This is a genomic window from Bradyrhizobium sp. CCH5-F6 (assembly GCF_001556045.1).
Classification (GTDB): Bacteria; Pseudomonadota; Alphaproteobacteria; order Rhizobiales; family Xanthobacteraceae; genus Bradyrhizobium.
Genome location: NZ_LSIC01000073.1, coordinates 170499 through 193277 on the forward strand (window position 1 = coordinate 170499; position 22779 = coordinate 193277).

The window sequence follows — 22779 nt, forward strand, 5'->3', positions numbered from 1 at the left end:
GCACCGTAGGTCACGCTTCGCGTGTCCCTGAGTGACGGAAGGGTATTACGTGCCCGCTGTAAAGAACGAGGCGAGCCGCGTCGTGATGTTCTCGGCGATCTCGTTGGCCGCACGATCCTCGGCATCCCGCACGGCCCGTGTGCGTGAGAAGCGCTGATAGGACCCCGGCATGTCATAGGACACGCGTGAGAAAGTCGAGCCGGTCATGACCGACTTTCCTGTCACGACATCGACCAGATTGTACTGGGCGTCGATGCCGAGATTTTCGCTGGTCGGCAGTCCGGTCGTGGCGCTGACGATCAGCGAGGAGCGGCTGGTGGTGAAGCGGATATCCAGCCGGTGGGTCGGCGGCATGCCCGTCGCCGTGCCGTAAAGCTTGAACGCCAGCGCGTTACGGATTTCGACGCCGACGCGGGCCTCGCGCGAAGCATTGGGCTTGCTGATCGGGGGGAGCTCGACCCCCATCAGCTTCTCGCGCAGGCCCGGGGTGCCGTCGGTGCGCTCGGCATACATCGGCTGGAAGCAGCCGGCCGTCAGCGCCGCCAGCGCGGCGACTGCCAGCAAGCGGGCTGCGATACGGATCCTAGCCGACAACATTCACGATCCTCTTGGGAACGATGATCACTTTGCGGACGGGCTTGCCGTCCAAGGCCAGCTTTACCGCATCGAGGGCCAAAACGGCAGCCTCGATTTCCGGATTCTGGGCCGCTGTTGCAACTGTGACCTCACCCCGCTTCTTGCCGTTGACCTGGACCACCAGGGTCACGGCGTCTTCGACCAGCAAATCGCGTTCGATTTGGGGCCAATTGGCTTCCGAAACCAGTCCCTTCTGGCCCAGAACCCGCCAGCACTCCTCCGCCAGATGCGGCATCATCGGAGAGAACAGCTGGACCAGGATCTGGCTGGCTTCCCGGATCGCCCAGGCCAAATCCGGAGCCAGGTCGGCTGCTGGCTGGCCAGGGCGCTGGAGCACCTCAGAGAACGCATTGGTGAATTCGCGGATATGGGCGAGGCAGACGTTGAAGTGCAGCCGCTCGATGCCGGTGGTGACCTTGTCCAGCGCGCCGTGGGCGGCCTTGCGCAAGGTCGTCGCGTCCGGGCCGAAGCTGGTCGGCCGGGCCGCCGGCGCACCGTTGCCCAGTTCGACGGAATCGTTCACCAGCCGCCACAGCCGCTGCACGAAGCGCGAGGCGCCCTGGACGCGCTCGTCGCTCCAGATCACGTCACGGTCGGGCGGGGAGTCCGACAGCATGAACCAGCGGGCCACGTCGGCGCCGTAGGTCGCGATGATGTCGTCGGGATCGACCGTGTTCTTCTTCGACTTGGACATCTTCTCGATCGGGCCGATCTGGATGTCCTCGCCTGTTGTCAGCAGGGTCGCACGGCGCCCGTTGCCTCCGACCTCGACCTTTACATCGGCCGGCTGCACATAGGTGCCGTCGGCCTTCTGGTAGGTCTCGTGCACCACCATGCCTTGCGTGAACATGCCGGCGAACGGCTCGTCCAGCGCGATGTGCCCGGTCGCCTTCATCGCGCGGGTGAAGAAGCGGCTGTAGAGCAGATGCAGGATCGCGTGCTCGACGCCGCCGATATACTGGTCGACCGGCAGCATCCGGTTGGCGACCGAAGGCGTCGTCGGCGCGTTCTCGTTCCAGGGATCGGTGAAGCGCGCAAAATACCAGGACGAGTCCACGAAGGTGTCCATGGTGTCGGTTTCGCGCTGGGCCTTGCCGCCGCATTTGGGGCAGGTGACGTGCTTCCAGGTCGGGTGATGGTCGAGCGCATTACCCGGCTTGTCGAAGGTCGCATCGTCCGGCAGCTTCACCGGCAGGTCGGCGTCCGGCACCGGCACCACGTCGCATTTGGGGCAGTGAATGACGGGAATCGGGCAGCCCCAATAGCGCTGGCGCGAGATGCCCCAGTCGCGCAGGCGGAAATTCACCTGGCGCTCGCCGACCGGCGCGTTGCCGCGCAGCTCGCCTTCGAGCCGTTTCGCTACCTCTTCCTTGGCCTGCTCGATGGTCATGCCGTCGAGGAAGCGCGAATTGATCATGCGGCCGTCACCGTCATAGGCGGTGTCGGTGATCACGAAGGACTTGGGATCCTGGCCTTCCGGGCACACGACGGGCGTATTGCCGAGATCGTACTTGTTGACGAAGTCGAGGTCGCGCTGGTCGTGCGCCGGGCAGCCGAAGATGGCGCCGGTGCCATATTCCATCAGTACGAAGTTCGCGACATACACCGGCAGCTTCCAGCTGGGATCGAACGGGTGCACGGCGCGGATGCCGGTGTCGAAGCCCTGCTTCTCCGCGGTGTCGATGATCTCCTGCGCGGTGCCGATCTTCTTGATCTCGGCGATGAACTCCGCGAGCTCAGGGTTCTTCGCGGCGGCGGCCTGCGCCAGCGGATGATCCGCCGAGATCGCCATGAACTTGGCGCCGAACAGCGTGTCGGGCCGCGTCGTGAAGATCTTCAGCTCGCTCTCGCCGGCCGGCGTCGTCGCCGCATCCAGCGCGAAGCGGATCAACAGGCCTTCCGAACGCCCGATCCAGTTGCGTTGCATCAGCCGCACCTTGTCGGGCCAGCGGTCCAGCCCGTCCAGCGCGCTCAGCAGCTCCTGCGAGTACTTCGTGATCTTGAAGACCCACTGGTTCATCTCGCGCTGCTCGACGACCGCGCCCGAACGCCAGCCGCGACCGTCGATGACCTGCTCGTTGGCGAGCACGGTCATGTCGACGGGGTCCCAATTCACCTTGCGCTTCTCGCGCTCGGCAAGCCCTGCGCGCAGGAAGTCCAGGAACATCTTCTGCTGGTGCCGGTAATAGCTGGGATCGCAGGTCGCGATCTCGCGGCTCCAGTCCAGCGACAGCCCGATCGAGCGGAGCTGCTTCTTCATCGCGGCGATGTTGTCGTAGGTCCAGGCCTTGGGGGCGACCTTGCGCTCGATGGCGGCGTTCTCGGCCGGCAGGCCGAAGGCGTCCCAGCCCATCGGGTGCAGCACGTTGAACCCCTTGGCGCGCATGAAGCGGGCCAGCACGTCACCCAGCGTGTAATTCCGGACATGGCCGATATGGATGCGCCCGGAGGGGTAGGGGAACATCTCGAGCACATAGTATTTCGGTCGCGGATCGTCGTTCCTGGAGACGAAGATCGCCTGGTCGTCCCAGAGGCGTTGCCAGCGCGGTTCGGCGTCGCGGGCGTTATAGCGTTCGGAGGTCATGGAATCGTTGGGTTTTCGTGGGTTCGGCCGTCACAAGACGGCGGACTAGGCCATAGAAGACCTCAGGGGGTCAATGGGTTGCCGCGTTCTGGAACTTTGACGGCGCCTCCGCATAACTACGAGGTCCCGCGTTGGGGTGTGATTAAGGGGTCGATGCCAATTTGCAGCCTGATAAGGCCGCACGAGCGCAATGGATTCCTGCTTCGACGATCCCGATCACGACTATGCCGCGTCCATCGCCGGACGGGCGATGCGGAGCATGGCCGAGCAGCGGATTGCGCCCACCCCGGCCAATTTTGCCGTCTGGTTCCGGTATTTCGCAGGCAGCCACGACGATCTGCGCAACGCCATCGATCTCCTGATCGACCACAATCGCCCTTTCGACGCCCGAACCAATCAGGATCTGTTCGAGACCTACGTCGCCCCCCAGGTGAGTGCCGCGGTGGTCGACACGTCCGAGCGGCTGCAGGCGCTCATGGGGGCCGCGAAGGAATTCCTGGCGACCGCGATCGCCGACAATCATTCGCAGATGCAGGTCATCAGCCAGGTGGCCGACCAGGGCAGGGCCGGCGTCGATCCAAAACTGCTGGTCGCCCAGCTCATGAACGAGCTGGCGCGGGCCGCCACGAGGGCGACACGGCTGGAGGCCGGCTTTGAGGAAAAGACCCGCGAGCTCGACGCGATTCGCGATTCCCTGTCGCGCTCCGAGCAGCACGCCCGGACCGACATGTTGACGGGGTTGGCGAACCGGCGGGCTCTCGACGAATTCCTGCGCGAGGCGCAGACGACCGCGGAATGGGGCGAGCCGCTCAGCGTGCTCTTGCTCGACATCGACCACTTCAAGACCTTCAACGACAATTTCGGCCATGGCATCGGCGACCAGGTGTTGCGCCTGATGGCGAAGGTGCTGCGCGAAAAGGTTCGCGAGCAGGATCTGCCGGCCCGCTATGGCGGCGAGGAGTTGATCGCGGTGCTGCCCGACGCCGATCTCGCCGCTTGCGCCGAGATCGCCGAGCGCATCCGGCGTGCGGTCGCCGAGTGCACGATCACGCGTCGCTCGACCGGCGAGGTCCTGCCCAGCATCAGCGTGTCGATCGGCGTGGCGCAGTACCGGACGGGCGAGGGGATCAACGATCTGATCGAGCGTTGCGACCGCGCGCTCTATCTCGCCAAGGGCGGCGGCCGCAATCGCGTGGTGACGGAGATCGAGCTCGAGCGGGCCGGCGCCGCCGGTTAGGCGCTGGCCACCATCACCACGTCGGCCGCGCCGGTCTCGATCGCCTGCACGCCGTGCTCGACGACGTTGTTGCGGCCGCGATGCTTGGCGGCATAGAGCGCGGCGTCGGCGGCTTCGATGAGATCGCCGGGCCGTAGGGCCTCATTTGGCTTCGTCGCGGCAACGCCGATCGAGACCGTGACGATCATATGCGCGGACGTGATGTGCGGCAGGCAGAGCCTCAGCACGGCCGCGCGCACCTGCTCGCCGATTTCAACGGCCCGCGTCACGTCGGTGTTTGGCAGTAGCAGGCAGAACTCCTCGCCGCCATAACGGGCCGCAAAGCCCATCGTATCGGCGGCGATGCCCGAGAGCGACTCGCCGAGTCGCGTCAGGCAGGAATCGCCTTCGAGATGGCCGTAGGTGTCGTTGAAGAGCTTGAAATGGTCGACGTCGATCATCAGAAGCGAGAGGTCGCTGCCATATTGCTGGGCGCGCATCCACTCGAAGTCGAGCCGGCTCTGGAAGCCGCGGCGGTTGGCGAGACCGGACAGCATGTCGATCGAAGCCATCACCGTCAGGCGGTCGTTGCTCGCGATCAGCTCGCGCTCGCGCTGGCTCAGCTGCGCAGCCATCGCGTTGAAGGCACGGGCCAGCGGCACGAACTCGGCCGGCAGGCGATTGCGCGCCGCGCGGGCCGACAGATCGCCTTCGCCGAGCCGCTTGGCCATGTCGACGAGCATTTCGATCGGCTTGATCACCAGTTTCTCGGCGGCGATCAGCGCGCCGAGCAGCACGAACATGACGACGAAAGCGAGCTGCAGATATGCGGTTCGGATGTCGCGATTGACCGCTGCGGACACCTTGTCCTCATCGATGCTGGCGATCAGTCGGGCATTGGTGCCGGCGATGCGGATGAAACTGACCGCGCGGCGCGAGCCGTCGGCGGCGAGGAAAGAGAGCGAGCCTTCGTCCTGGGCGGAACGCAGCGCCTTGTCGGCGATTGCGGACATCAGCGGCAAGTTGTCGAGCGGGCGGCCGACCGCACTGTGCTGATCGGCCGGAGCCGCAAGCACGGTACCCACGCTGTCGACCAGCACCGCGGTGATGCCGGCGCGACCGCCGAGATTGTTCATGACCTTCGACATCCAGTCGAGATTGACGGTGGCAAGCACGACGGCATCGGTGACCCCGCTGAAGGCGGAGACCGGATAAACCGCCATCACGGTCGGCGACGGCACCGGCCGCGACATGATGAAGTCGCTCAATACGAAGCGGCCTGTTTCCTGTGCCTGCTGGAAGTACGGCCGGTCGCTGAGATCGAGGCCGACATACATGTTGTTGGTGGCGCATTGGATGCGTCCGTCCTGGCCGGCGATCAGAAGCGTGCGGATCCAGGGAAGGCTCGACGGCAGACTCGCGCGCAGCACGTCGCAGCTCTTGCTGATGCCGCCGACGGAAGCGCGAATGAAGGCCTCCGCCTTCAGAATGGTCTCGACCGAGGAGATCACCTCGCGCTGCGCATCGGCGCTGTGCCTTGCCACCGTGGTGAATTCGGTCGCAGCCTGCGCGATCTGCCGCGCGCGCTCTTCCTCGAGCGAACGGATGCGATCGAGCATCAAGGGGGCCACGAGAATCACCGCGAGCAACGCAAGCCGCGCCCGGATTCCGAGAACCTGCTTGAGTTTCGCTCTCTTGCGGTTGAGACTGACGCTTGCCATCTTCGCTACCCACCCCGCGGGCTAAGGTAAAGCGAAGGGTTCAAAAACTGCTTCTTGAACTCGGTAAAATTGGACTTAACTCGGGCTATGATCCCGGCAAGAGACCTCATGACAGAAGCCAACGCCGCGCCGGTAACCGGCCATTCACCACACGCGCTCGCCGCGGTCGAAGCCGAAATTGCACGCGCCTGCAAGGATGCGCGGCGCGACCGCGCCTCCGTGACGCTGATCGCGGTGTCCAAGACGTTCGCGGCGGATGCGATCACCCCCGTCATTGCCGCCGGACAGCGCGTATTCGGCGAGAATCGGGTGCAGGAGGCCAAAGGCAAGTGGCCGGCGCTAACGTCCGTTTACCCCGATATCGCGCTGCATCTGATCGGGCCGCTGCAATCCAACAAGGCGAAAGAGGCGGTTGCGCTGTTCGACGCCATCCATTCGGTCGACCGCCCGAGCATTTGCCAGGCGTTAGCCAAGGAGATCGAATCCCAGAACAAGCACCCCCAGCTCTTCGTCCAGATCAACACCGGTGAGGAGCCGCAGAAGGCGGGCGTTGCGCCCGGCGAGGCCGACGCATTTCTCGCGAGCTGCCGCGACACCTATGGGCTGACGATCTCCGGACTGATGTGCATCCCCCCCGTCGACGAACCTCCGGCGGCGCACTTTGCTCTCACTGCCAAGATCGCCGCGCGCAATGACCTGACGAATCTCTCGATGGGCATGAGCGCGGATTTCGCCACCGCCATCATGCTGGGTGCCACGCATGTTCGCGTGGGAAGCGCGATCTTCGGACATCGATAGTTGCCGTAAGCGAGTGGCGGGAGCCGTACAGGCGCCTGGATTGCTTCGCTGCGCTCGCAATGACGGGTGGAGAGTGAGATGGGCACCCAATGACGGCGTAGCGTGCCGCGCCTAAACGAACCCCACCGACACCTTCCCCAGCACGCCAAAGTCTGCCGCGAAATGATCGCCGGCCTGGATCGGCAGCGGCGGATGGCACGTGCCTGTGGTGACCACCTCCCCTGCCCGCAGCGTGAGGCCGAGCTCGCGCAGCTCGTTGGCAAGCCAGGCGAGCGCAACGCGGGGATCGCCGAGCACGTTCCTGCCGTGGCCGGTGAAGCGTTCGCCTCGCAGCGTGATCTGTGGTCGTTCCTCGACGAGATCCATCGCACGCCAGTCCGCCGCCGTCGCCGGACCGAGCACGAACAGATGGGCGCAGGCATTGTCGGCGATGAGCTGCGCCTCGCCCGCGCCGACGAAATCGACAAAGCGCGAATCCGGAATCTCGATCGCGGGATGCAGGGTCCCGACCGCGGCGAGCACCTCGTCAACGGTGTAGGCCGTCGCGCGCGGCGGCAGGTCGCGCCCCATGCGAAAGGCGAATTCCGGTTCGCCGACGCGCATCTCGTTGCCCTTCATCGAAGCGGTGCCGCCATCGGCAATCAATGTGTCGCTCATGATGCGCCCGGCCAACGGTCCCGTGACATTGATGTGCCTCTGTCCGGCCTCGCTCGTTGCCGCGATCTTCCAGCCGAACAATTTGCCGCTCGATCGTCTTTCCAGCGCTGCCTGGATGGCGTAGCCCTCGGCGCGACTCTGTGGCCGCAACCGGGGCTCCAGTGCGTCAAGCTTGGTGCCGTCGCGCCAGTGTTTGACCAGGATCTCTGAGGCGGCGGCGATCTGATCCTTGTCCAGCATGCAAGCTCACCCGATGATGATTTTTGTTCGCGGGCCCAAGCGCCGCAGCAATTGCAGCATCGCAGATTTCGTCATGGAAACGCAGCCCGCGGTCGGGCCGAAATTGTCCCGGGCCAGGTGCAGGAACACCGCGCTGCCGCGGCCGGCGATGCGCGGTCTCGTGTTGTGGTCGATCTCGACGATAAAGTCATAGAGATGGTCCGCCCGCTTGAGCCGGTCACCGCCCTGCCCCTCGCCAAGCCGGATTCTCTGGTTGTAATGACGGTCCCGTGGGTCCTCGCACCAGGCGTCCTCGCCGGTGATGATCCGGGCCGGCAGGAAGGTCCGGGGGCGACTGTGCCGGTCGCCCCGCCACCACAGCCGCCTGGGACGGAAGCTGCCCCGGGGGGTGCCGCCATCGCCCTCGCGCTTGTTGGCCAGAATGCCGCCCCGCCCCAGCGCAACCGGTATGGTCAGCGCTCCGGCCGTCAGACAGCCCCGGCGCGGATTTCCGGCGGCAGGCTTAACGCGGATCGCGGCGAGCGGCCCGGCGCTTCGAATCCTGGTGTAACCAGCTGAAGTTGCTTTATTTTTCATGTGAAAATGCAATGTCGAATTCATTACAGGACATTCATCAAACCGCCCTGCTATTCTGGGTTAGAGTGCTTCTGGCTTGTGAATCGGTAACCGCCCACTACTTCAACACGAACAACAATAACAACGGCGACCCCAAAACTTCCCCTCGCGGCTGGGTGCGGCATGGATTGCGCGCCGAGCCGGACGCTAAAAGGATGACCCCCTATGGCCAATGCCCGCAAGATCCTGATCGTGGATGACGATACCGATCTGCGCGATACGTTGGTGGAGCAATTATCGCTACACGAAGAGTTCGAAGCCTCCGCGGTCGATACCGGCGCCAAGGGCGCCAGCGCCGCCAAGGCCAACTCCCCCGATCTGGTTCTGATGGATGTCGGCCTGCCCGATACCGACGGCCGCGAGGTTGTCCGCTCCTTGCGGAAGGGCGGCTTCAAGGCCCCGATCATCATGCTGACCGGGCACGATACCGATTCCGATACGATCTTGGGCCTGGAATCCGGCGCCAACGACTATGTTGCAAAACCCTTCCGCTTCGCCGTTCTGCTGGCCCGCATCCGCGCCCAGCTTCGCCAGCACGAGGCCAGCGAGGACGCTGTGTTCTCGGTCGGCCCCTACTCCTTCCGTCCCGGCTCGAAGATGCTGACCGCGGCCAATGCGCGCAAGGTGCGGCTGACCGAGAAGGAAACGGCGATTCTCCGCTTCCTCTACCGGGCCGGCCAGATGCCGGTGTCGCGCGAGACCCTGTTGCAGGAGGTCTGGGGCTACAATTCGGGCGTGACCACCCACACGCTGGAAACCCACATCTACCGCCTTCGCCAGAAGATCGAGAAGGACGCGGCCAACCCGGAGATCCTGGTCACGGAAGCCGGTGGCTACAAGCTAGTGCCGTGATACGTTCCGGAAACGCGCGATTCGTCGTAAATTGGCGCGTTCCTCGAGCCACGGACCGGAATGTCAATCGACGACGACGTAGCGCTTCTCGAGCGTGTCCCGACACTGCGCCTGTTGGGAGAAGCCTCGTTGCGCATGCTGGCGATCGGCTCCGAGCAGCGTGACTTCGTCCGCGGCGACGTTCTGTTCAATCTCGGCGACGATGCCGACGCCGGCTTCGTGGTCCAGCGCGGCGCTTTCAGGGTCGAGGACGGCGCCGGCGCCGAGATGATCGCCGGCCCCGGCGCGCTGATCGGCGAGCTCGCACTGGTGGTGCCGATGAAGCGGCCATCGAGCGCGATCGCGCTGGAGCATTCCTCCGTCATCCGGGTCGCGCGCAGCCTGTTCCAGCGCGTTCTCGAAAGCGATCCCGCCGCCGCCGTGCGCCTTCGCGACGAGTTCGCGGTGCGCTCCAGCCAGATCGCGAGCGATATATTGATGGCGGGCGCGAAGCTGACGTCCTGAATCTCTCAACTTGTCATTCCGGGGCGCGACGAAGTCGCGAGCCCGGAATGAAGGGAGGCTATACCTCCAGCGTCACCGTGACAGGCACATGGTCCGACGGCCGCTCCCAGCTCCGCGCGTCGCGCAGGATCCTGAAATCCTGGACCGCGTCCTTCAGCGCGCGCGAGACCCAGATGTGATCGAGCCTGCGGCCGCGATCGCCGACGGTCCAGTCGGCGGAGCGGTAGCTCCACCACGTATAGACTTTCTCCGACATCGGGATGCGTTCGCGCGCGACGTCGACCCATTCACCGGCGGCGAGCGCAGCCTTCAGCTTCTCGGTTTCGACAGGCGTGTGCGAGACGACTTTCAGCAGCTGCCTGTGCGACCAGACGTCGTTCTCGTGCGGCGCGACATTGAGATCGCCGACCAGGACGTGGCGATCGTCTCCCCGCGGATGCAGCGGCTCGCATGCCTTCATCTCGTCGAGGAAGCGGAGCTTGTGGTCGAACTTCTCGTTCAGCGCGGGATCGGGAATGTCGCCGCCGGCGGGCACGTAGAAATTATGCAGCACCAGCGGTTTTGCGATGCCGGCCTTCTCGCCGAACGACACCGAGATGTGGCGCGAATCCACTTTGTCGCAGAAGGTGCGGATGTCCTTCGAGTCGAACGGAATCTTCGAGACGATGGCGACGCCGTGATAGCCCTTCTGTCCGTTCAGCGCGACATGCTCATAGCCGAGCCGCTTGAAGCGCTTCACCGGAAAGGCGTCGTCGATGCACTTGGTCTCCTGCAGGCACAACACCTCCGGCCGCGCGCTCTTGAGGAATTTCGCGACCAGATCGATGCGCAGGCGCACCGAATTGATGTTCCAGGTTGTCAGGGAAAGACGCATGGGAGATGCGTCTTAGCATGGATTGCTAAGGGCGGAATGCTTGTCCACAGGCGTGGATTGGTAGGGTGGGTTAGCCGAAGGCGTAACCCACCAACTTCTGGAGCCGCGGCGACAAACAGTGGTGGGTTACGCTGCGCTAACCCACCCTACGCACCTATCCCGGCGACTGGCCGTAATTGGTGAAATCGATCTTGAACATGCTGGGATCGAGCTTCTTGCTCGAATCCAGATTGTAGACCGCGATCGTGGTGTCGTAGCCCTGCGGATCGGTGACGGTCCACTGCTTCAGCTGGCCGTCCTTGGCGCCGAACATCAGGAGCAGCCGGCTGGTGCCCACCAGCGCCTGCTTCTCCTCGATGGTGACGCTGACGAAGACGTCATCGGCCGAGACGTTGACGACGTTGGTGTCCTTCATCAAATCGATGCGGTCGGACAAAAGAAAGCGCAGCGGCGTCTGCGACAGCGGATAGACGTCCTGGGTCGCGAGCTTGCGGTCGCGCACCACCAGCGAGGAACCGTCCGCGACGATGTCGATCGGGCTCGGCGCGTCATATTCGAAGCGGACCTTGCCCGGCTTCTGGATGTAGAAATCGCCCTGCGTCTTGCTGCCGTCGGGACCGACCTGGACGAAATTCCCGACCAGCGTCTGAAGCGACGACAGATAGGCGCTGACCTTGGCGGCCTGGGCCTTCTGGTTGGCATCGAAGGTCTGGAAGATACTGCTCGGCACGTTGCGGCGCGGATCCGGAATCACCGGATTGGGCGGCGTCTGCGTCGCGCCGGTGACTGCGGGTCCACCGCCTCCGGCTTGAGTACCGTCACGTCCCTTCGGCGCGGGTTTCGGCACGGGCACGGTCTGCGCGAACGAGGTCGCAGTCGCAATCGCGGCGGTGACGAGAAGCACGCCGGCCACGCGCGCGCTTCGCGCGGCGATGGTGGCAGCGAATCGAATGTCCGGATGTTTGATCAACGCGTCGTCCTAACGTGGCTGGGCGCCTTTTTAGCGTGAATTCGGGCAAAAGCAGATATCGATTTTGCGTGAAATTATGTCTTGAGGCGCTCGCCTCACATATGGCTGTCTTCTTCCTCGACCAGAATCTCGCGCTTCCCGGCGTGGTTGGCGGGACCGACGATGCCCTCCAGTTCCATGCGCTCCATCAGCGATGCGGCGCGGTTGTAGCCGATTTGCAGGCGGCGCTGGATGTAGCTGGTCGAGGCCTTGCGGTCGCGTTTGACGATCGCAACCGCCTGCTGGAACAGATCGCCGCCGCCATCCCCGCCCATGCCGGTGGCGTCGAACACGGCGCCGTCCTCGTCTTCGGTCGGCTCCTCGGCGGTAACAGCTTCGAGATATTCCGGCTGTCCCTGCGTCTTGAGGTGACGCACCACCTTCTCGACTTCCTCGTCGGAGGCGAAAGGTCCGTGCACGCGGCTGATGCGGCCGCCGCCGGCCATGTAGAGCATGTCGCCCTGGCCGAGCAGTTGCTCGGCGCCCATCTCGCCCAAAATGGTGCGGCTGTCGATCTTGGAGGTGACCTGGAAGGCGATGCGCGTCGGGAAGTTCGCCTTGATGGTGCCGGTGATGACGTCGACCGACGGACGCTGCGTCGCCAGGATCACGTGGAGGCCGGCCGCGCGTGCCATCTGAGCGAGACGCTGCACCGCGCCTTCGATGTCCTTGCCCGCGACCATCATCAGGTCGGCCATTTCGTCGACGATGATGACGATGTAGGGCAGCGGGTCGAGCGAGAGCTTCTCTTCCTCGTAGATCGCCTTGCCGGTTTCCTTGTCGAAGCCGGTGTGCACCGTGCGCGTCGGTTCCTCGCCCTTGGCCTTCAGTTCGAGCAGGCGCGTATTGTAGCCGTCGATGTTGCGCACACCGAGCTTGGCCATGTTCTTGTAGCGCTCTTCCATCTCGCGCACGGCCCATTTCAGCGCGACCACCGCCTTCTTCGGATCGGTCACGACGGGCGTGAGCAGGTGGGGAATGCCGTCATAGACGGAGAGTTCGAGCATCTTCGGATCGACCATGATGAGCCGGCACTGGTCCGGGCGCAGCCGGTAGACCAGGCTGAGGATCATGGTATTGATGGCGACCGACTTGCCCGAGCCGGTGGTGCCCGCGATCAGCATGTGCGGCGTGCGGGCGAGATCGATGATGACGGGATCGCCGCCGATGGTCTTGCCGAGGCACAGCGGCAGCTTTGCCACCGTGTCGGTCGCCTCCTTGGCCACCAGCAATTCGCGCAAATAGACTTTCTCGCGATGCGCGTTCGGCAGTTCGATGCCGATCGCGTTGCGGCCGGGCACGACGGCGACGCGCGCCGACAGCGCGCTCATCGAGCGGGCGATATCGTCGGAAAGGCCGATCACGCGCGAGGACTTGATGCCAGGCGCGGGCTCGAGCTCGTACAGCGTAACGACGGGACCGGGATTGGCCTTCACGATCTCGCCGCGCACGCCGAAATCCTGCAGCACGCCCTCGAGCGAGCGGGAATTGTTCTCCAGCTCGGCCTTGCTGAGCGGCTGGCGATCGCCGGCTTTCGGCGCGGCCAGCATCGAGACCGAGGGAAGGTCGAACTTGTCGGAGGACTTCTTGGCCGCGGCCTTCGGTGCAGGCTTCTTGCGCGGGGCGCGCGCGGCGGGCTGCTCCTCTTCCTCCTCCTCGTCCTCCTCTTCTTCGTGCTCGTCCTCGTAGTCCGCGTCTTCGGACTGCGGCGAGATCGGGGGCGCGGCGCGACCGCCGCCCAGATTCGGCTCTTGGCGGCTGAATCCAACGGCCTTGGTTTTCGGTCCACTCGAGACCAGAGAACGGTAGGCGGCGCTGAGGAGCCAGATCAGCCGCGCCTTGGTGCTCATCAAGGCGTGGAACAGCCAGCCCAGCGACACCGAGCCGCGATCGCTCTCCTCGTCTTCGTCGAGCGGCTTGTCCTCGTCCTCGATCTCCGCGAGCTCGTCGTCATGTTCGCGCGCGCCGAGGCCGCAGGCGATCAGGAAGGTCGCCGCCATCGCGGCGAACAGGATGGTGCCCAGCACGATGCGATAGATCGTGCCGGCCGGCCCGAAGATCACCGCGGGCGCGCGCACCAGCGCGTCGCCGACCACGCCGCCGAGGCCGGTCGGCAGCGGCCATGCGCCGCCATGCGGCCAGCAGCTGACGAAGCCTGCCGCAATGACGGTGCAGAGGATCCAGGAGCCGAGCCGCAGCGCTTCGCGGTCGAACGGGCGATGCGTCATCATGCGCCAGCCCCACACCGCGACCGTCAGGACCAGCATGATCGCGCCGAGCCCGAAGATCTGCATCGCGAGGTCGGCGCCGATGGCGCCGGCATAGCCGAGGATGTTGCGGATCGGCCGCGAGGTCGCGTGGCTGAGGCTGGGATCCTGCACCGACCAGGTCATCAGCCCCGCCGAGGCGATGCCGGCCAGCCCGATCAGGCCGAGCCCGGTGAGCTCGCGCATGCGCCGCGCCAGACCCTCGCGGATCGAGGGCGGCAGATGGCCGACCAGTGGGAAGACACGTTCGATTGCCGACATGCTCATGGGCCCCGCCTAACCCAGAGTCTCGACCAGGCGGTGCAGCGCCTGCGCCGTGGTCTCGCCATCCTGCACCAGCGCGAGGCGAATGTAGCCCGCACCGGGATTGAAGCCGTCGGGTTGGAGCCGCGCCAGGTAGCTGCCGGGCACCACGCGCACGCCAGCTTCCTTGAAGAGTCTCAGCGCCACGGAGACGTCATCGCCGATCGCCGACGTGTCGAGCCAGACGCAGAAGCCGCCGTCGGGCCGGCGATAGCCGTAGCGATTGCCGATGATCTGGTCGGCGAGATCGAACTTGATCCGGTAGAGCCTGCGGTTCTCCTCGACATGGGTCTCGTCGCCGTAAGCGACGGTTGCGACGTGCTGGAGTGGCACCGGTACCTGCGGCGCCGCGATGTTGCGCAGCTCCAGGAACATGCCGATGAACTTCTTGTCGCCGGCGGCGAAGCCGACGCGCAGGCCCGGCAGGTTTGAGCGCTTCGACAGCGACTGGAACGCCACCACACGGGTGAAATCAGGTCCGGCGCATTCAAGCGCGCTGCCCGGAGCGTCGCGGGTGTAGATCTCGGAATAGCACTCGTCGCTGAGGATCACGAAGCCGTGGCGGTCGGCGAGCTGCTTCAACCGCCTGAAATAGTCCGGCTTGGCAACCGAGCCCTGCGGATTGGCCGGCGAAGCCAGGTAGAACGCCACCGTGCGCGCCAGCGTCACCTCGTCGATGGCGTCGAGATCTGGCAGAAAGCCGTTCGCGACGGTGGTCGGCAGATGCACCGGCTCGCAAGCTGCTGCGAGGGCGCCGGCGCCATAGACCGGGTAGAACGGGTTCGGCATCAGGATCGCGGGCTTGCCCGGACGCGGGCCGACATAGCGCGCGGCCGCAATCGCGGCGAGGAAGAGGCCCTCGCGGCTGCCATTGAGCACGAGGATCTCGTTCTCGGGGTCGAGCGGCCGCGGCAGCTTGAAACGCGACGACAGCCAGGCGCCTGCAGCCTGGCGGAACGGGTCGGTGCCCTTGTTCGCGGGGTAGCGGCCGAAATCGGCGATGTGCTTGGCCAGGACCGGGCCGACGAAGTCAGGCACGGGATGCTGCGGCTCCCCGACCGCGAGCGAAATCAAGGGCTTGCCGGGCTGATGCGGGGCCAGCAGCTCGTTCAGCCGGACGAAGGGCGAGCGTTCGGGATCGGAGCTTCCACCGGCCTGCGGCGCACGGGATGAAGCGGTCATAGCCATTCTGGGCGCCAGCACTCTTGGAACAGCCGGTCGCACGAAAGCACCGGCGGGAAGCGGTTCAGTTCACCATAGATAGGGCGAGGTTAAGACGCGATTAACCATCGGCCGCCGCCCGCGTCCAGAGCGGGAATAATGAGGCCGGATGACAACCGGATGGAGCGCGATTTCTCCGAGCTCGCGTCGATGCGGAGCCCAGGAACCGTGCGATATTTCCGAGCCGGCTGCGCGCAATGGCTATCCTCGACGTCCGATCCAAAAGAAAGGGGCTCCAGCTTGCGCTGGAGCCCCTCGACGGTCAGGGCATTGCCGGGTATGTGCCCGAACCGTAGTTGTGGACGCGGCCTCGACGAGACCGCGCCCCGGGAGGAGACTTACATGTTGTAGGCGCGCTCGGTGTGCTCGGTGATGTCGAGGCCTTCACGCTCGCTCTCGACATTGGCGCGGAGGCCAACGATCACATCGACGACCTTGTAGAGGATCGCCGAGCCAACGCCCGACCACACCAGCGTGGTGCAGACGGCCTTGATCTGGGCGAGCATCTGGACCGCGAAGTCGTAGTCGGCCACCTTGGGCGGGATCGCGGTGTAGTCGATGATGCCGGCGCCGCCGAGGGCGGGGTTGACGAGAATGCCGGTGCCGATGGCGCCGACAATGCCGCCGACGCAGTGCACGCCGAACACGTCGAGCGAGTCATCGTAGCCCAGCGCGTTCTTCACGACGGTGCAGAAGAACAGGCAGACCACGCCGACCACGAGGCCGAGGACGATCGCGCCCATGACGCCGGCGAAGCCGGCCGCAGGCGTGACGGCCACGAGGCCCGCGACAGCGCCGGAGATCACGCCGAGCACCGAGGGGTGACCCTTCACGATCCACTCCGCGAACATCCACGACAGCGCGGCTGCTGCGGTGGCGACGAAGGAGTTGGTCATGGCGAGCGCAGCGCCGCCACTGGCTTCGAGGTTGGAGCCGGCGTTGAAACCGAACCAGCCGACCCAGAGCAGCGAAGCGCCGATCATCGACATGGTCAGCGAGTGCGGGGCCATCAGCTCCTTGCCGTAGCCGATGCGCTTGCCGATCAGGAGTGCGCCGACGAGGCCCGCGATGCCCGCGTTGATGTGCACCACGGTGCCGCCCGCGAAGTCGATCGCGCCCATCTTGAAGATCCAGCCGGCGTCGGCGTTGAGCTCGTCGAGCTTGGCCTGCGCCGCGGTCTTTGCCGCCGCGTCGGTCGCAGCAGCGAGCGCCTTGGCCGCATCCTGGAGCAGGTCCGGACCCTGCCAGTACCAGACCATGTGCGCGATCGGGAAATAGACCAGCGTGACCCAGAGCGGGACGAAGAGAGCGATCGCCGCGAACTTCATGCGCTCGGCAAAGGCGCCGACGATGAGGGCGGGCGTGATCGCCGCGAAGGTCATCTGGAAGCAGACATAGATGAGCTCCGAGATGTTGGCGTCGACCGAGAAGGTCGCTGCCTTCGTGTCGGTGGTGACGCCCATCATGAAGGCCTTGGAGAAGCCGCCGATGAAGTCGGAGCCGCCGGTGAAGGTGAGGCTGTAGCCGTACACGGCCCAGATCACGGTGACGACGCAGACGGTGTAGAACACCTGCATCAGGACGGAGAGCATGTTCTTGGAACGGACGAGACCGCCGTAGAACAGCGCGAGGCCGGGGATCGTCATCAACAGCACCAGCACTGTCGATGTCATCATCCAGGCGTTGTCTCCCTTGTTGACCGTTGGCTCGGCATAGGCTGCGGTCGCAGCGAACAGGCCGACTGCGAGAGCCGCCAATCCCGCGCCATAGGGACGCTTGAACGTCATATTATTTACTCCTGATTGGATAAGGTTGAGCGCGAAATCAAAGGGCCGCGGCATCGGCCTCGCCGGTGCGGATGCGCACCGCATGGTCGAGGTTGATGACGAAGATCTTGCCGTCGCCGATCTGTCCGGTTTTCGCCGCGGACGTGATGGCGTCGATGGTCTTGTCGACCTGGTCGGAGGCGACAGCGACCTCGATCTTGATCTTGGGCAGGAAGCTCACGGCATATTCGGCGCCGCGATAGATTTCCGTATGGCCCTTCTGGCGGCCATACCCCTTGACTTCCGTCACCGTGAGACCGTGAACGCCGATGGCGGTCAGGGCGTCACGGACTTCTTCCAGCTTGAATGGCTTGATAATCGCCATAACAATTTTCATGGGTCCTATCCCCGCTTGGGCCCGGTCCGGACGTGGCCGGGCGTTCTCGACTGGTTCGCCACGAGGGAGAGTTCACTACGCGGGCACAGCCGGGACCCTTAGAATCAAATGCCGTGCCAGATCGGGCGCGTTGCCTAACAGACTATGAAAGCGGGTGTTTTCGCCTTTGACGGGGACCGCAGCGCAGTGCGCTATTACGTCGCGCTCAAAACGTGGTCATGACTGCTTAAAACGAAGGCATGACAGGCTGTCGACACAATGTTGCTCACGTGTCGGGCAGCGACAAGGTAATTAAGTAGGGTCGGCGCCTATTGCAGGGCTTCACCGTGCTGCGAAATATCCAGCCCTTCGAGCTCTTGCTCACGAGATACGCGCAAAGGCACGAAGAGGCCGACCAGCTTGAGCAGAATGAAGCTGAGGCCCGCCGACCAGACGAAGGTGACGGCGACCCCGTAGAACTGAATCAGGAGTTGCTGCGGGTGGCCCTCCAACAGGCCGGCGGTGCCGCCGATGGCGCTGGTCGCGAACACGCCGCCAAGCAGGGTTCCGGTCAGGCCGCCGATGCCGTGAACGCCGAACACGTCGAGCGAATCGTCATAGTCGAAGCGGTGCTTCAGCCAGGTGCAGGCCCAGTAGCAGACCGCCCCGGCGATGATCCCGATCACGATGCCGTGCCAGGGCGCGACGAAGCCCGAGGCCGGCGTGATGGTGCCGAGCCCGGCCACCGCGCCGGAGATCATGCCGAGCACGGAGGGTTTGCGCCGCGTCGACCATTCGATCGCACCCCAGGTCAGCGCGCCGGCGCAGGCGGCAAGATGGGTCGCGATGATCGCCATCACCGCACGTGAGTTCGCCGAAAGCGCCGAGCCGCCGTTGAAGCCGAACCAGCCGACCCACAACAGGCCAGTGCCCATTACCGCGAGCGAGAGATCGAACGGCGAGAGATTTTCGGTGCCGTAGCCGTGACGGCGCCCCATCACCTTGGCCGCAACGAGGCCGCCGGCGCCCGCCGACAGGTGCACCACGAGGCCCCCGGCGAAATCCAGCACGCCCATGCTGGCGAGGAAGCCGCCGCCCCACACCCAATGCGCCAGCGGGATGTAGACGAAGATGAACCAGGCGACCGAGAAGAGAAGATAGGCGGAGAACCGCATCCGGTCGGCGACCGAGCCTGCGACCAGCGCCACCGTGATGATGGCGAAGGTCATCTGGTACAGCATGAACAGCGATTCCGGGATGGTCTTGGCCGCAGGGTTGACGCTGTCCATGGTCATGCCGGCGAGAAACCAGCGGTCGAGCGTGCCGATCCATGGTCCGTCGCCGACGAAGCACAGCGAATAGCCGAACGCCACCCAGAGAATGGAGATCAGCGTCACCGCGGCGAGGCTCTGCGCCATGGTGGCGAGCACGTTCTTCTTGCGCACCATGCCGGAGTAGAACAGCGCGAGCCCCGGGATCGTCATCATCAGCACCAAGGCAGTGGCGACGATCATCCAGGCCGTGTCGGCGGGGTTGATCTCGGAGGGCGCGGCGTGCGCCGGCGCCGCCATGGCCGACACAAGCCCGATCGGCGCGGCCAAACAGGCCGCGCGGCGCAACAATCCCGCCATGTCGTTTCCCCCAGCAGTGATGACGTCGCACGCTGTGGCGTCGTTGCCCGGTGCGATCGAAGATTTATCAGAGCGTTTTCGAGCGAAGTGGCTGCCGGTTCGCGCCGAGAAAACGCGTCAAACCAAAAACCTAGAGCGCGTCGCTGTCGGTCTCGCCGGTGCGGATACGCAGCGCGTGATCGATCGGCGTGACGAAGATCTTGCCGTCGCCGATCTGCCCGGTGCGCGCGGTCGCGGTGATCACGGCGACCGCCTTGTCGGCGACGTCGGAGGCGACCGCGATCTCGATGCGCAGCTTGGGCAGGAAGTTCACGACATATTCGGCGCCGCGATAGATCTCGGTGTGGCCCTTCTGCCGGCCATAACCCTTCACCTCGGTCACGGTCATGCCGTGCACGCCGATCGCGGTCAGCGCCTGACGAACCTCATCGAGCTTGAAGGGTTTGATGATCGCGACGACGAGTTTCATGGTCAGGCCTGTTTCCCCGGGATGCGCCGCGCCGTATGTCCCCGGCGCAGCGTCAATCTGGCATCTTTCCGGGCAAATGGCATAAAAAAGTTGCAGATTGAAGCGGAAAAACGTTTGGCCGGGTGAATGGGCGCCTCTGTACAGGGCAACCGTTCATCCTCCACAATGCATTTTTGGCATGGATGCGGTGAACCCAGGCGTCCCGGCTGGTACATAAGTATGTTTGAGGGGGACACTACATGGCGAGTTGGTTCTACGCATCCGAGGGCAAGCAACAGGGGCCCTTTCCGGAGGGGCAATTTCGTGACCTCGTCGCCCAAGGCGTCGTGCGCCCGGATACCCTGGTCTGGACCGAGGGCATGGCCGGCTGGCAGAAGGCGGGCGAAATCCCCGGCCTGATCGGCGGCGGCGCGCCGCCGATCAGGCCGGGGATGATTCCGGCGGGCGGCCCGCCGATGATGGGCGGTGCTGGTTACGGCGGCGCTGGCGGCTATGCTGCTGCTGCCGGCGACGGAGGATCGCTCTCGGTCGATTTCGGCATCCTCGAGTTCACCTGGCGCACCATCGTCTTGCTGATCGGCATGATCTTCGTCATCCCCGCGCCGTGGGCGTTCGTCTGGTACACGAAATGGATCGTGTCCTGCGTGAGGGTGCCGGGGCGGCCGAACCTCGGCTTCACCGGCAATGCCATGACTCTGGTGCCCTGGTATTTCGGCTTCATCGTTCTGGCGATCGCCCTCGGCTACATCGGCAGCGATATCCTGAGCAACCTGCTGTTCATCGTGCAGATCGTCCTCTACTGGCTTCTGCTCAAATGGATGGTCGCCAATCTCGCCTCCAACGAACAGCCGCTGGGCCTGAGCTTCACGGGCTCGATCTGGGCCTATATCGGCTGGAATCTGCTGTTCGCGATCTCGCTCATCACCATCATCGGCTGGGCCTGGGTGGCCGCAGCCCAGATGCGCTGGTTCTGCCGCAGCATCGAAGGCACTCGCCGCGAGATCCTGTTCAAGGGCAGCGGTCTCGACATCCTCTGGCGCGGTATCGTGGCTGTGATCCTGTGCAGCCTCATCATCCCGATTCCGTGGGTGTATCGCTGGATCATGAACTGGTTCGCGTCGCAGACAGAGCTGGTTGTGCGCGGATCGCAGGCGACCATGTGACGGCTGCTGGCTTTCGGTAGCAGGCAGACGAGATGTCGAATCGAACCTGGTTTCACGCATCCGCCGGCCAGCAGACGGGGCCGTTTCCGGAGGCCCAGTTCCGTGACCTGATCGTGAAAGGAATCGTGCGATCGGACACACTGGTTTGGACCGATGGGATGGCGGGCTGGCAAAAGGCCGGCGCAGTCCCCGGTCTGGTGCCCGGCGAGTTACCGGCGGCTTCTAGCGGCGACGCTCGAAGCCCGCTGTCGGTGGACCTGCCACTATGGTCGTTCCTGGGCTGGTGCATCCTGCTGGTGATCGGCAACCTTGTCGTGGTGCCGGCGCCGTGGATCGCCACCGGCTACTACCGCTGGCTCTTTCCGCGCGTCTACGTTCCGCAGCGGCCGAACATCAGCTTCGCCGGCCAAGTCGGAGATATCTGGCACGTCTTCATGGCGCTGGCACTGGCAGGCTATGCGGGACTTCTCGGCGACCTGTTTCAGCTTGCGGCGATCCCGGTGCAGGCATTCCTGTCCTGGATGGTCCTGCGCTGGGTGGTTGCCAATGTGAACTCGAACGGTCAGCCGATTCCGATGACGTTCAACGGCAGCCCCTGGGCCTTCATCGGCTGGCAGCTCCTGATGTTCCTCGCCCTGTTCACAATCATCGGCTGGGCATGGGTCTTGGCCGCATGGGTGCGGTGGATCTGTCGAAATATCGTGGGAACGCGACGTGAGATGATCTTCGTCGCAACGGGCCTGCAACTGCTTTGGCGAACCGTGGCATTCGGTTTGGGTTGCCTTCTGATCATTCCGATTCCGTGGCTGTTGCGCTGGTACTTCACCTGGACCATGACGCAATTCGAGCTCGTGGAGCGCACGAGGGCAGCAGCCTAGGACTTCCGTTCGCGCACCGAGCCTTCCTGCGCGACGGAGGCGACCAGCGTGCCGTCAGGCTTGAAGATCGAGCCGCGGGTCAGGCCGCGGCCGCCCTGCGCGCTCGGCGAATCCTGCGCGTAGAGCAGCCATTCGTCGGCGCGGAAGGGGCGATGAAACCACATCGCGTGGTCGAGGCTCGCCGGCATCATGCGCTTGTCGAACAGCGTGCGGCCATAGCGCGCCATGATCGCATCCAGCAGCGAGAAATCCGAGGCGTAGGCGAGCGCGCACATGTGCAGGGCCGGATCGTCCGGCAGTGTTGCTGCGGTCTTGATCCACACATGGATGCGGCCGTCGTCGATCTTCTGGCCGAAATAGCGGCCGAGCTCGACCGGGCGCAGCTCGATCGGACGATCGGATTCATAGTAGCGGCGGATGAACTCCGGCATCTCCTTGAACATCGGCTGCTTCGCCACCTCCTCCGCCGTGAGCTTTTCCGGCGGCGGCACATCGGGCATCTTGTCCTGATGGTCGAACGCACTTTCCTCCTCGGCGTGGAACGACACCATGATCGAGAAGATCGCGTTGCCGTGCTGAATAGCGGTGACGCGGCGGGTCGAGTAGCTCTTGCCGTCGCGCAGGCGTTCGACCTGGTAGATGATCGGGATCTGCGGATCGCCCGGCAGGATGAAATAGCAATGCAGCGAATGCGGCAGCCGCCCGTCGACGGTGCGGCAGGCCGCGACCATCGCCTGCCCGATGACCTGGCCGCCGAATACCCGTTGCCAGCTCGTCTTCGGGCTGTTGCCGCGGAACAGGTTCACCTCGAGCTGCTCGAGGTCGAGGATCGAAATCAGGTCGATCAGGCTTTTGGACATGGAATGAACTTTCTCGCCGTCATCCCGGTTGAATCGTCCGGCATGACACAGTCGGGCCGTTCCGCCCTCGTTTCACCGCACTGTTTCGCCCAGCTCAAGTCTGCTAGCAAGGCCAAGAAAAGGCGAAGCGTTGGCCGGG

The 22779-nt window shown here is 64.6% G+C and carries 20 protein-coding genes; 6 read left to right on the forward strand and 14 right to left on the reverse strand.

Annotation, left to right across the window (positions count from 1 at the left end):
* Nucleotides 1-45 precede the first annotated feature (45 nt).
* On the reverse strand, nt 46-597 hold the full coding sequence (gene lptE, locus AX729_RS13335; protein ID WP_061023685.1) for an LPS assembly lipoprotein LptE: 552 nt from the start codon (nt 595-597) through the stop codon (nt 46-48).
* Complete coding sequence (gene leuS, locus AX729_RS13340; RefSeq protein ID WP_061023686.1) at nt 584-3220, reverse strand: leucine--tRNA ligase; 2637 nt, start codon at nt 3218-3220, stop codon at nt 584-586. The genes lptE and leuS overlap by 14 nt, the downstream gene beginning before the upstream one ends.
* A 190-nt stretch (nt 3221-3410) precedes the next feature.
* Between leuS and AX729_RS13345 the strand changes: the two genes are divergently transcribed.
* Complete coding sequence (locus AX729_RS13345) at nt 3411-4457, forward strand: GGDEF domain-containing protein (RefSeq protein ID WP_197433588.1); 1047 nt, start codon at nt 3411-3413, stop codon at nt 4455-4457.
* On the opposite strand, the gene AX729_RS13350 is transcribed toward AX729_RS13345, so the two are convergent.
* Nucleotides 4454-6157 (reverse strand): diguanylate cyclase domain-containing protein, encoded by a 1704-nt coding sequence (locus AX729_RS13350; protein ID WP_061023688.1) that lies wholly within the window; start codon nt 6155-6157, stop codon nt 4454-4456. The two genes, AX729_RS13345 and AX729_RS13350, sit on opposite strands and share 4 nt — an antisense overlap.
* 108 nt (nt 6158-6265) lie before the next feature.
* Between AX729_RS13350 and AX729_RS13355 the strand changes: the two genes are divergently transcribed.
* The gene (locus tag AX729_RS13355; RefSeq protein ID WP_061023843.1) at nt 6266-6955 is read left to right on the forward strand and encodes a YggS family pyridoxal phosphate-dependent enzyme; all 690 of its coding nucleotides are present in this window, start codon (nt 6266-6268) and stop codon (nt 6953-6955) included.
* Between the two features lie 111 nt (nt 6956-7066).
* Here the strand turns inward: AX729_RS13355 and AX729_RS13360 are convergent, their stop codons facing one another.
* Together AX729_RS13360 and AX729_RS13365 are read right to left on the reverse strand one after the other, a co-directional pair.
* Nucleotides 7067-7852, reverse strand: a complete 786-nt coding sequence (locus tag AX729_RS13360; protein WP_061023690.1) for a 2-keto-4-pentenoate hydratase — start codon at nt 7850-7852, stop codon at nt 7067-7069.
* Between the two features lie 6 nt (nt 7853-7858).
* Nucleotides 7859-8428 carry a L,D-transpeptidase family protein gene (locus tag AX729_RS13365; RefSeq protein WP_061023692.1) on the reverse strand — a complete coding sequence of 190 codons (570 nt, stop codon included), beginning with the start codon at nt 8426-8428 and terminating at the stop codon, nt 7859-7861.
* Between the two features lie 204 nt (nt 8429-8632).
* Between AX729_RS13365 and AX729_RS13370 the strand changes: the two genes are divergently transcribed.
* Nucleotides 8633-9319, forward strand: a complete 687-nt coding sequence (locus AX729_RS13370; protein ID WP_008142830.1) for a response regulator transcription factor — start codon at nt 8633-8635, stop codon at nt 9317-9319.
* 60 nt (nt 9320-9379) lie between these two features.
* Entirely contained in the window at nt 9380-9823 is a 444-nt protein-coding gene (locus tag AX729_RS13375; RefSeq protein ID WP_061023694.1) for a Crp/Fnr family transcriptional regulator, read from the forward strand.
* A gap of 58 nt (nt 9824-9881) precedes the next feature.
* Here the strand turns inward: AX729_RS13375 and AX729_RS13380 are convergent, their stop codons facing one another.
* The 8 genes from AX729_RS13380 to AX729_RS13415 form a co-directional block, all read right to left on the reverse strand.
* The gene (locus AX729_RS13380) at nt 9882-10697 is read right to left on the reverse strand and encodes an exodeoxyribonuclease III (RefSeq protein WP_061023697.1); all 816 of its coding nucleotides are present in this window, start codon (nt 10695-10697) and stop codon (nt 9882-9884) included.
* A gap of 154 nt (nt 10698-10851) precedes the next feature.
* Nucleotides 10852-11610, reverse strand: a complete 759-nt coding sequence (locus tag AX729_RS13385; RefSeq protein ID WP_061023847.1) for an outer membrane lipoprotein carrier protein LolA — start codon at nt 11608-11610, stop codon at nt 10852-10854.
* Nucleotides 11611-11762: 152 nt separating this feature from the next.
* Entirely contained in the window at nt 11763-14240 is a 2478-nt protein-coding gene (locus AX729_RS13390; protein WP_061023699.1) for a DNA translocase FtsK, read from the reverse strand.
* A 9-nt stretch (nt 14241-14249) separates the two neighbouring features.
* Nucleotides 14250-15464 (reverse strand): aminotransferase class I/II-fold pyridoxal phosphate-dependent enzyme, encoded by a 1215-nt coding sequence (locus AX729_RS13395; RefSeq protein ID WP_061023702.1) that lies wholly within the window; start codon nt 15462-15464, stop codon nt 14250-14252.
* A 371-nt stretch (nt 15465-15835) separates the two neighbouring features.
* Nucleotides 15836-17284 carry an ammonium transporter gene (locus tag AX729_RS13400; protein WP_061023703.1) on the reverse strand — a complete coding sequence of 483 codons (1449 nt, stop codon included), beginning with the start codon at nt 17282-17284 and terminating at the stop codon, nt 15836-15838.
* A 37-nt stretch (nt 17285-17321) separates the two neighbouring features.
* The gene (locus AX729_RS13405) at nt 17322-17660 is read right to left on the reverse strand and encodes a P-II family nitrogen regulator (RefSeq protein ID WP_008142813.1); all 339 of its coding nucleotides are present in this window, start codon (nt 17658-17660) and stop codon (nt 17322-17324) included.
* 308 nt (nt 17661-17968) lie between these two features.
* The gene (locus tag AX729_RS13410; RefSeq protein WP_061023706.1) at nt 17969-19270 is read right to left on the reverse strand and encodes an ammonium transporter; all 1302 of its coding nucleotides are present in this window, start codon (nt 19268-19270) and stop codon (nt 17969-17971) included.
* A gap of 130 nt (nt 19271-19400) precedes the next feature.
* Complete coding sequence (locus AX729_RS13415; protein ID WP_008142802.1) at nt 19401-19739, reverse strand: P-II family nitrogen regulator; 339 nt, start codon at nt 19737-19739, stop codon at nt 19401-19403.
* Nucleotides 19740-19978: 239 nt separating this feature from the next.
* Between AX729_RS13415 and AX729_RS13420 the strand changes: the two genes are divergently transcribed.
* The gene (locus AX729_RS13420; protein WP_061023707.1) at nt 19979-20902 is read left to right on the forward strand and encodes a DUF4339 domain-containing protein; all 924 of its coding nucleotides are present in this window, start codon (nt 19979-19981) and stop codon (nt 20900-20902) included.
* Between the two features lie 32 nt (nt 20903-20934).
* Nucleotides 20935-21780 (forward strand): DUF4339 domain-containing protein, encoded by an 846-nt coding sequence (locus AX729_RS13425; protein ID WP_061023709.1) that lies wholly within the window; start codon nt 20935-20937, stop codon nt 21778-21780.
* Here AX729_RS13425 and tesB read toward each other — a convergent pair.
* Nucleotides 21777-22640, reverse strand: a complete 864-nt coding sequence (gene tesB, locus AX729_RS13430) for an acyl-CoA thioesterase II (RefSeq protein ID WP_061023710.1) — start codon at nt 22638-22640, stop codon at nt 21777-21779. The genes AX729_RS13425 and tesB overlap by 4 nt on opposite strands.
* Nucleotides 22641-22779: the final 139 nt, after the last annotated feature.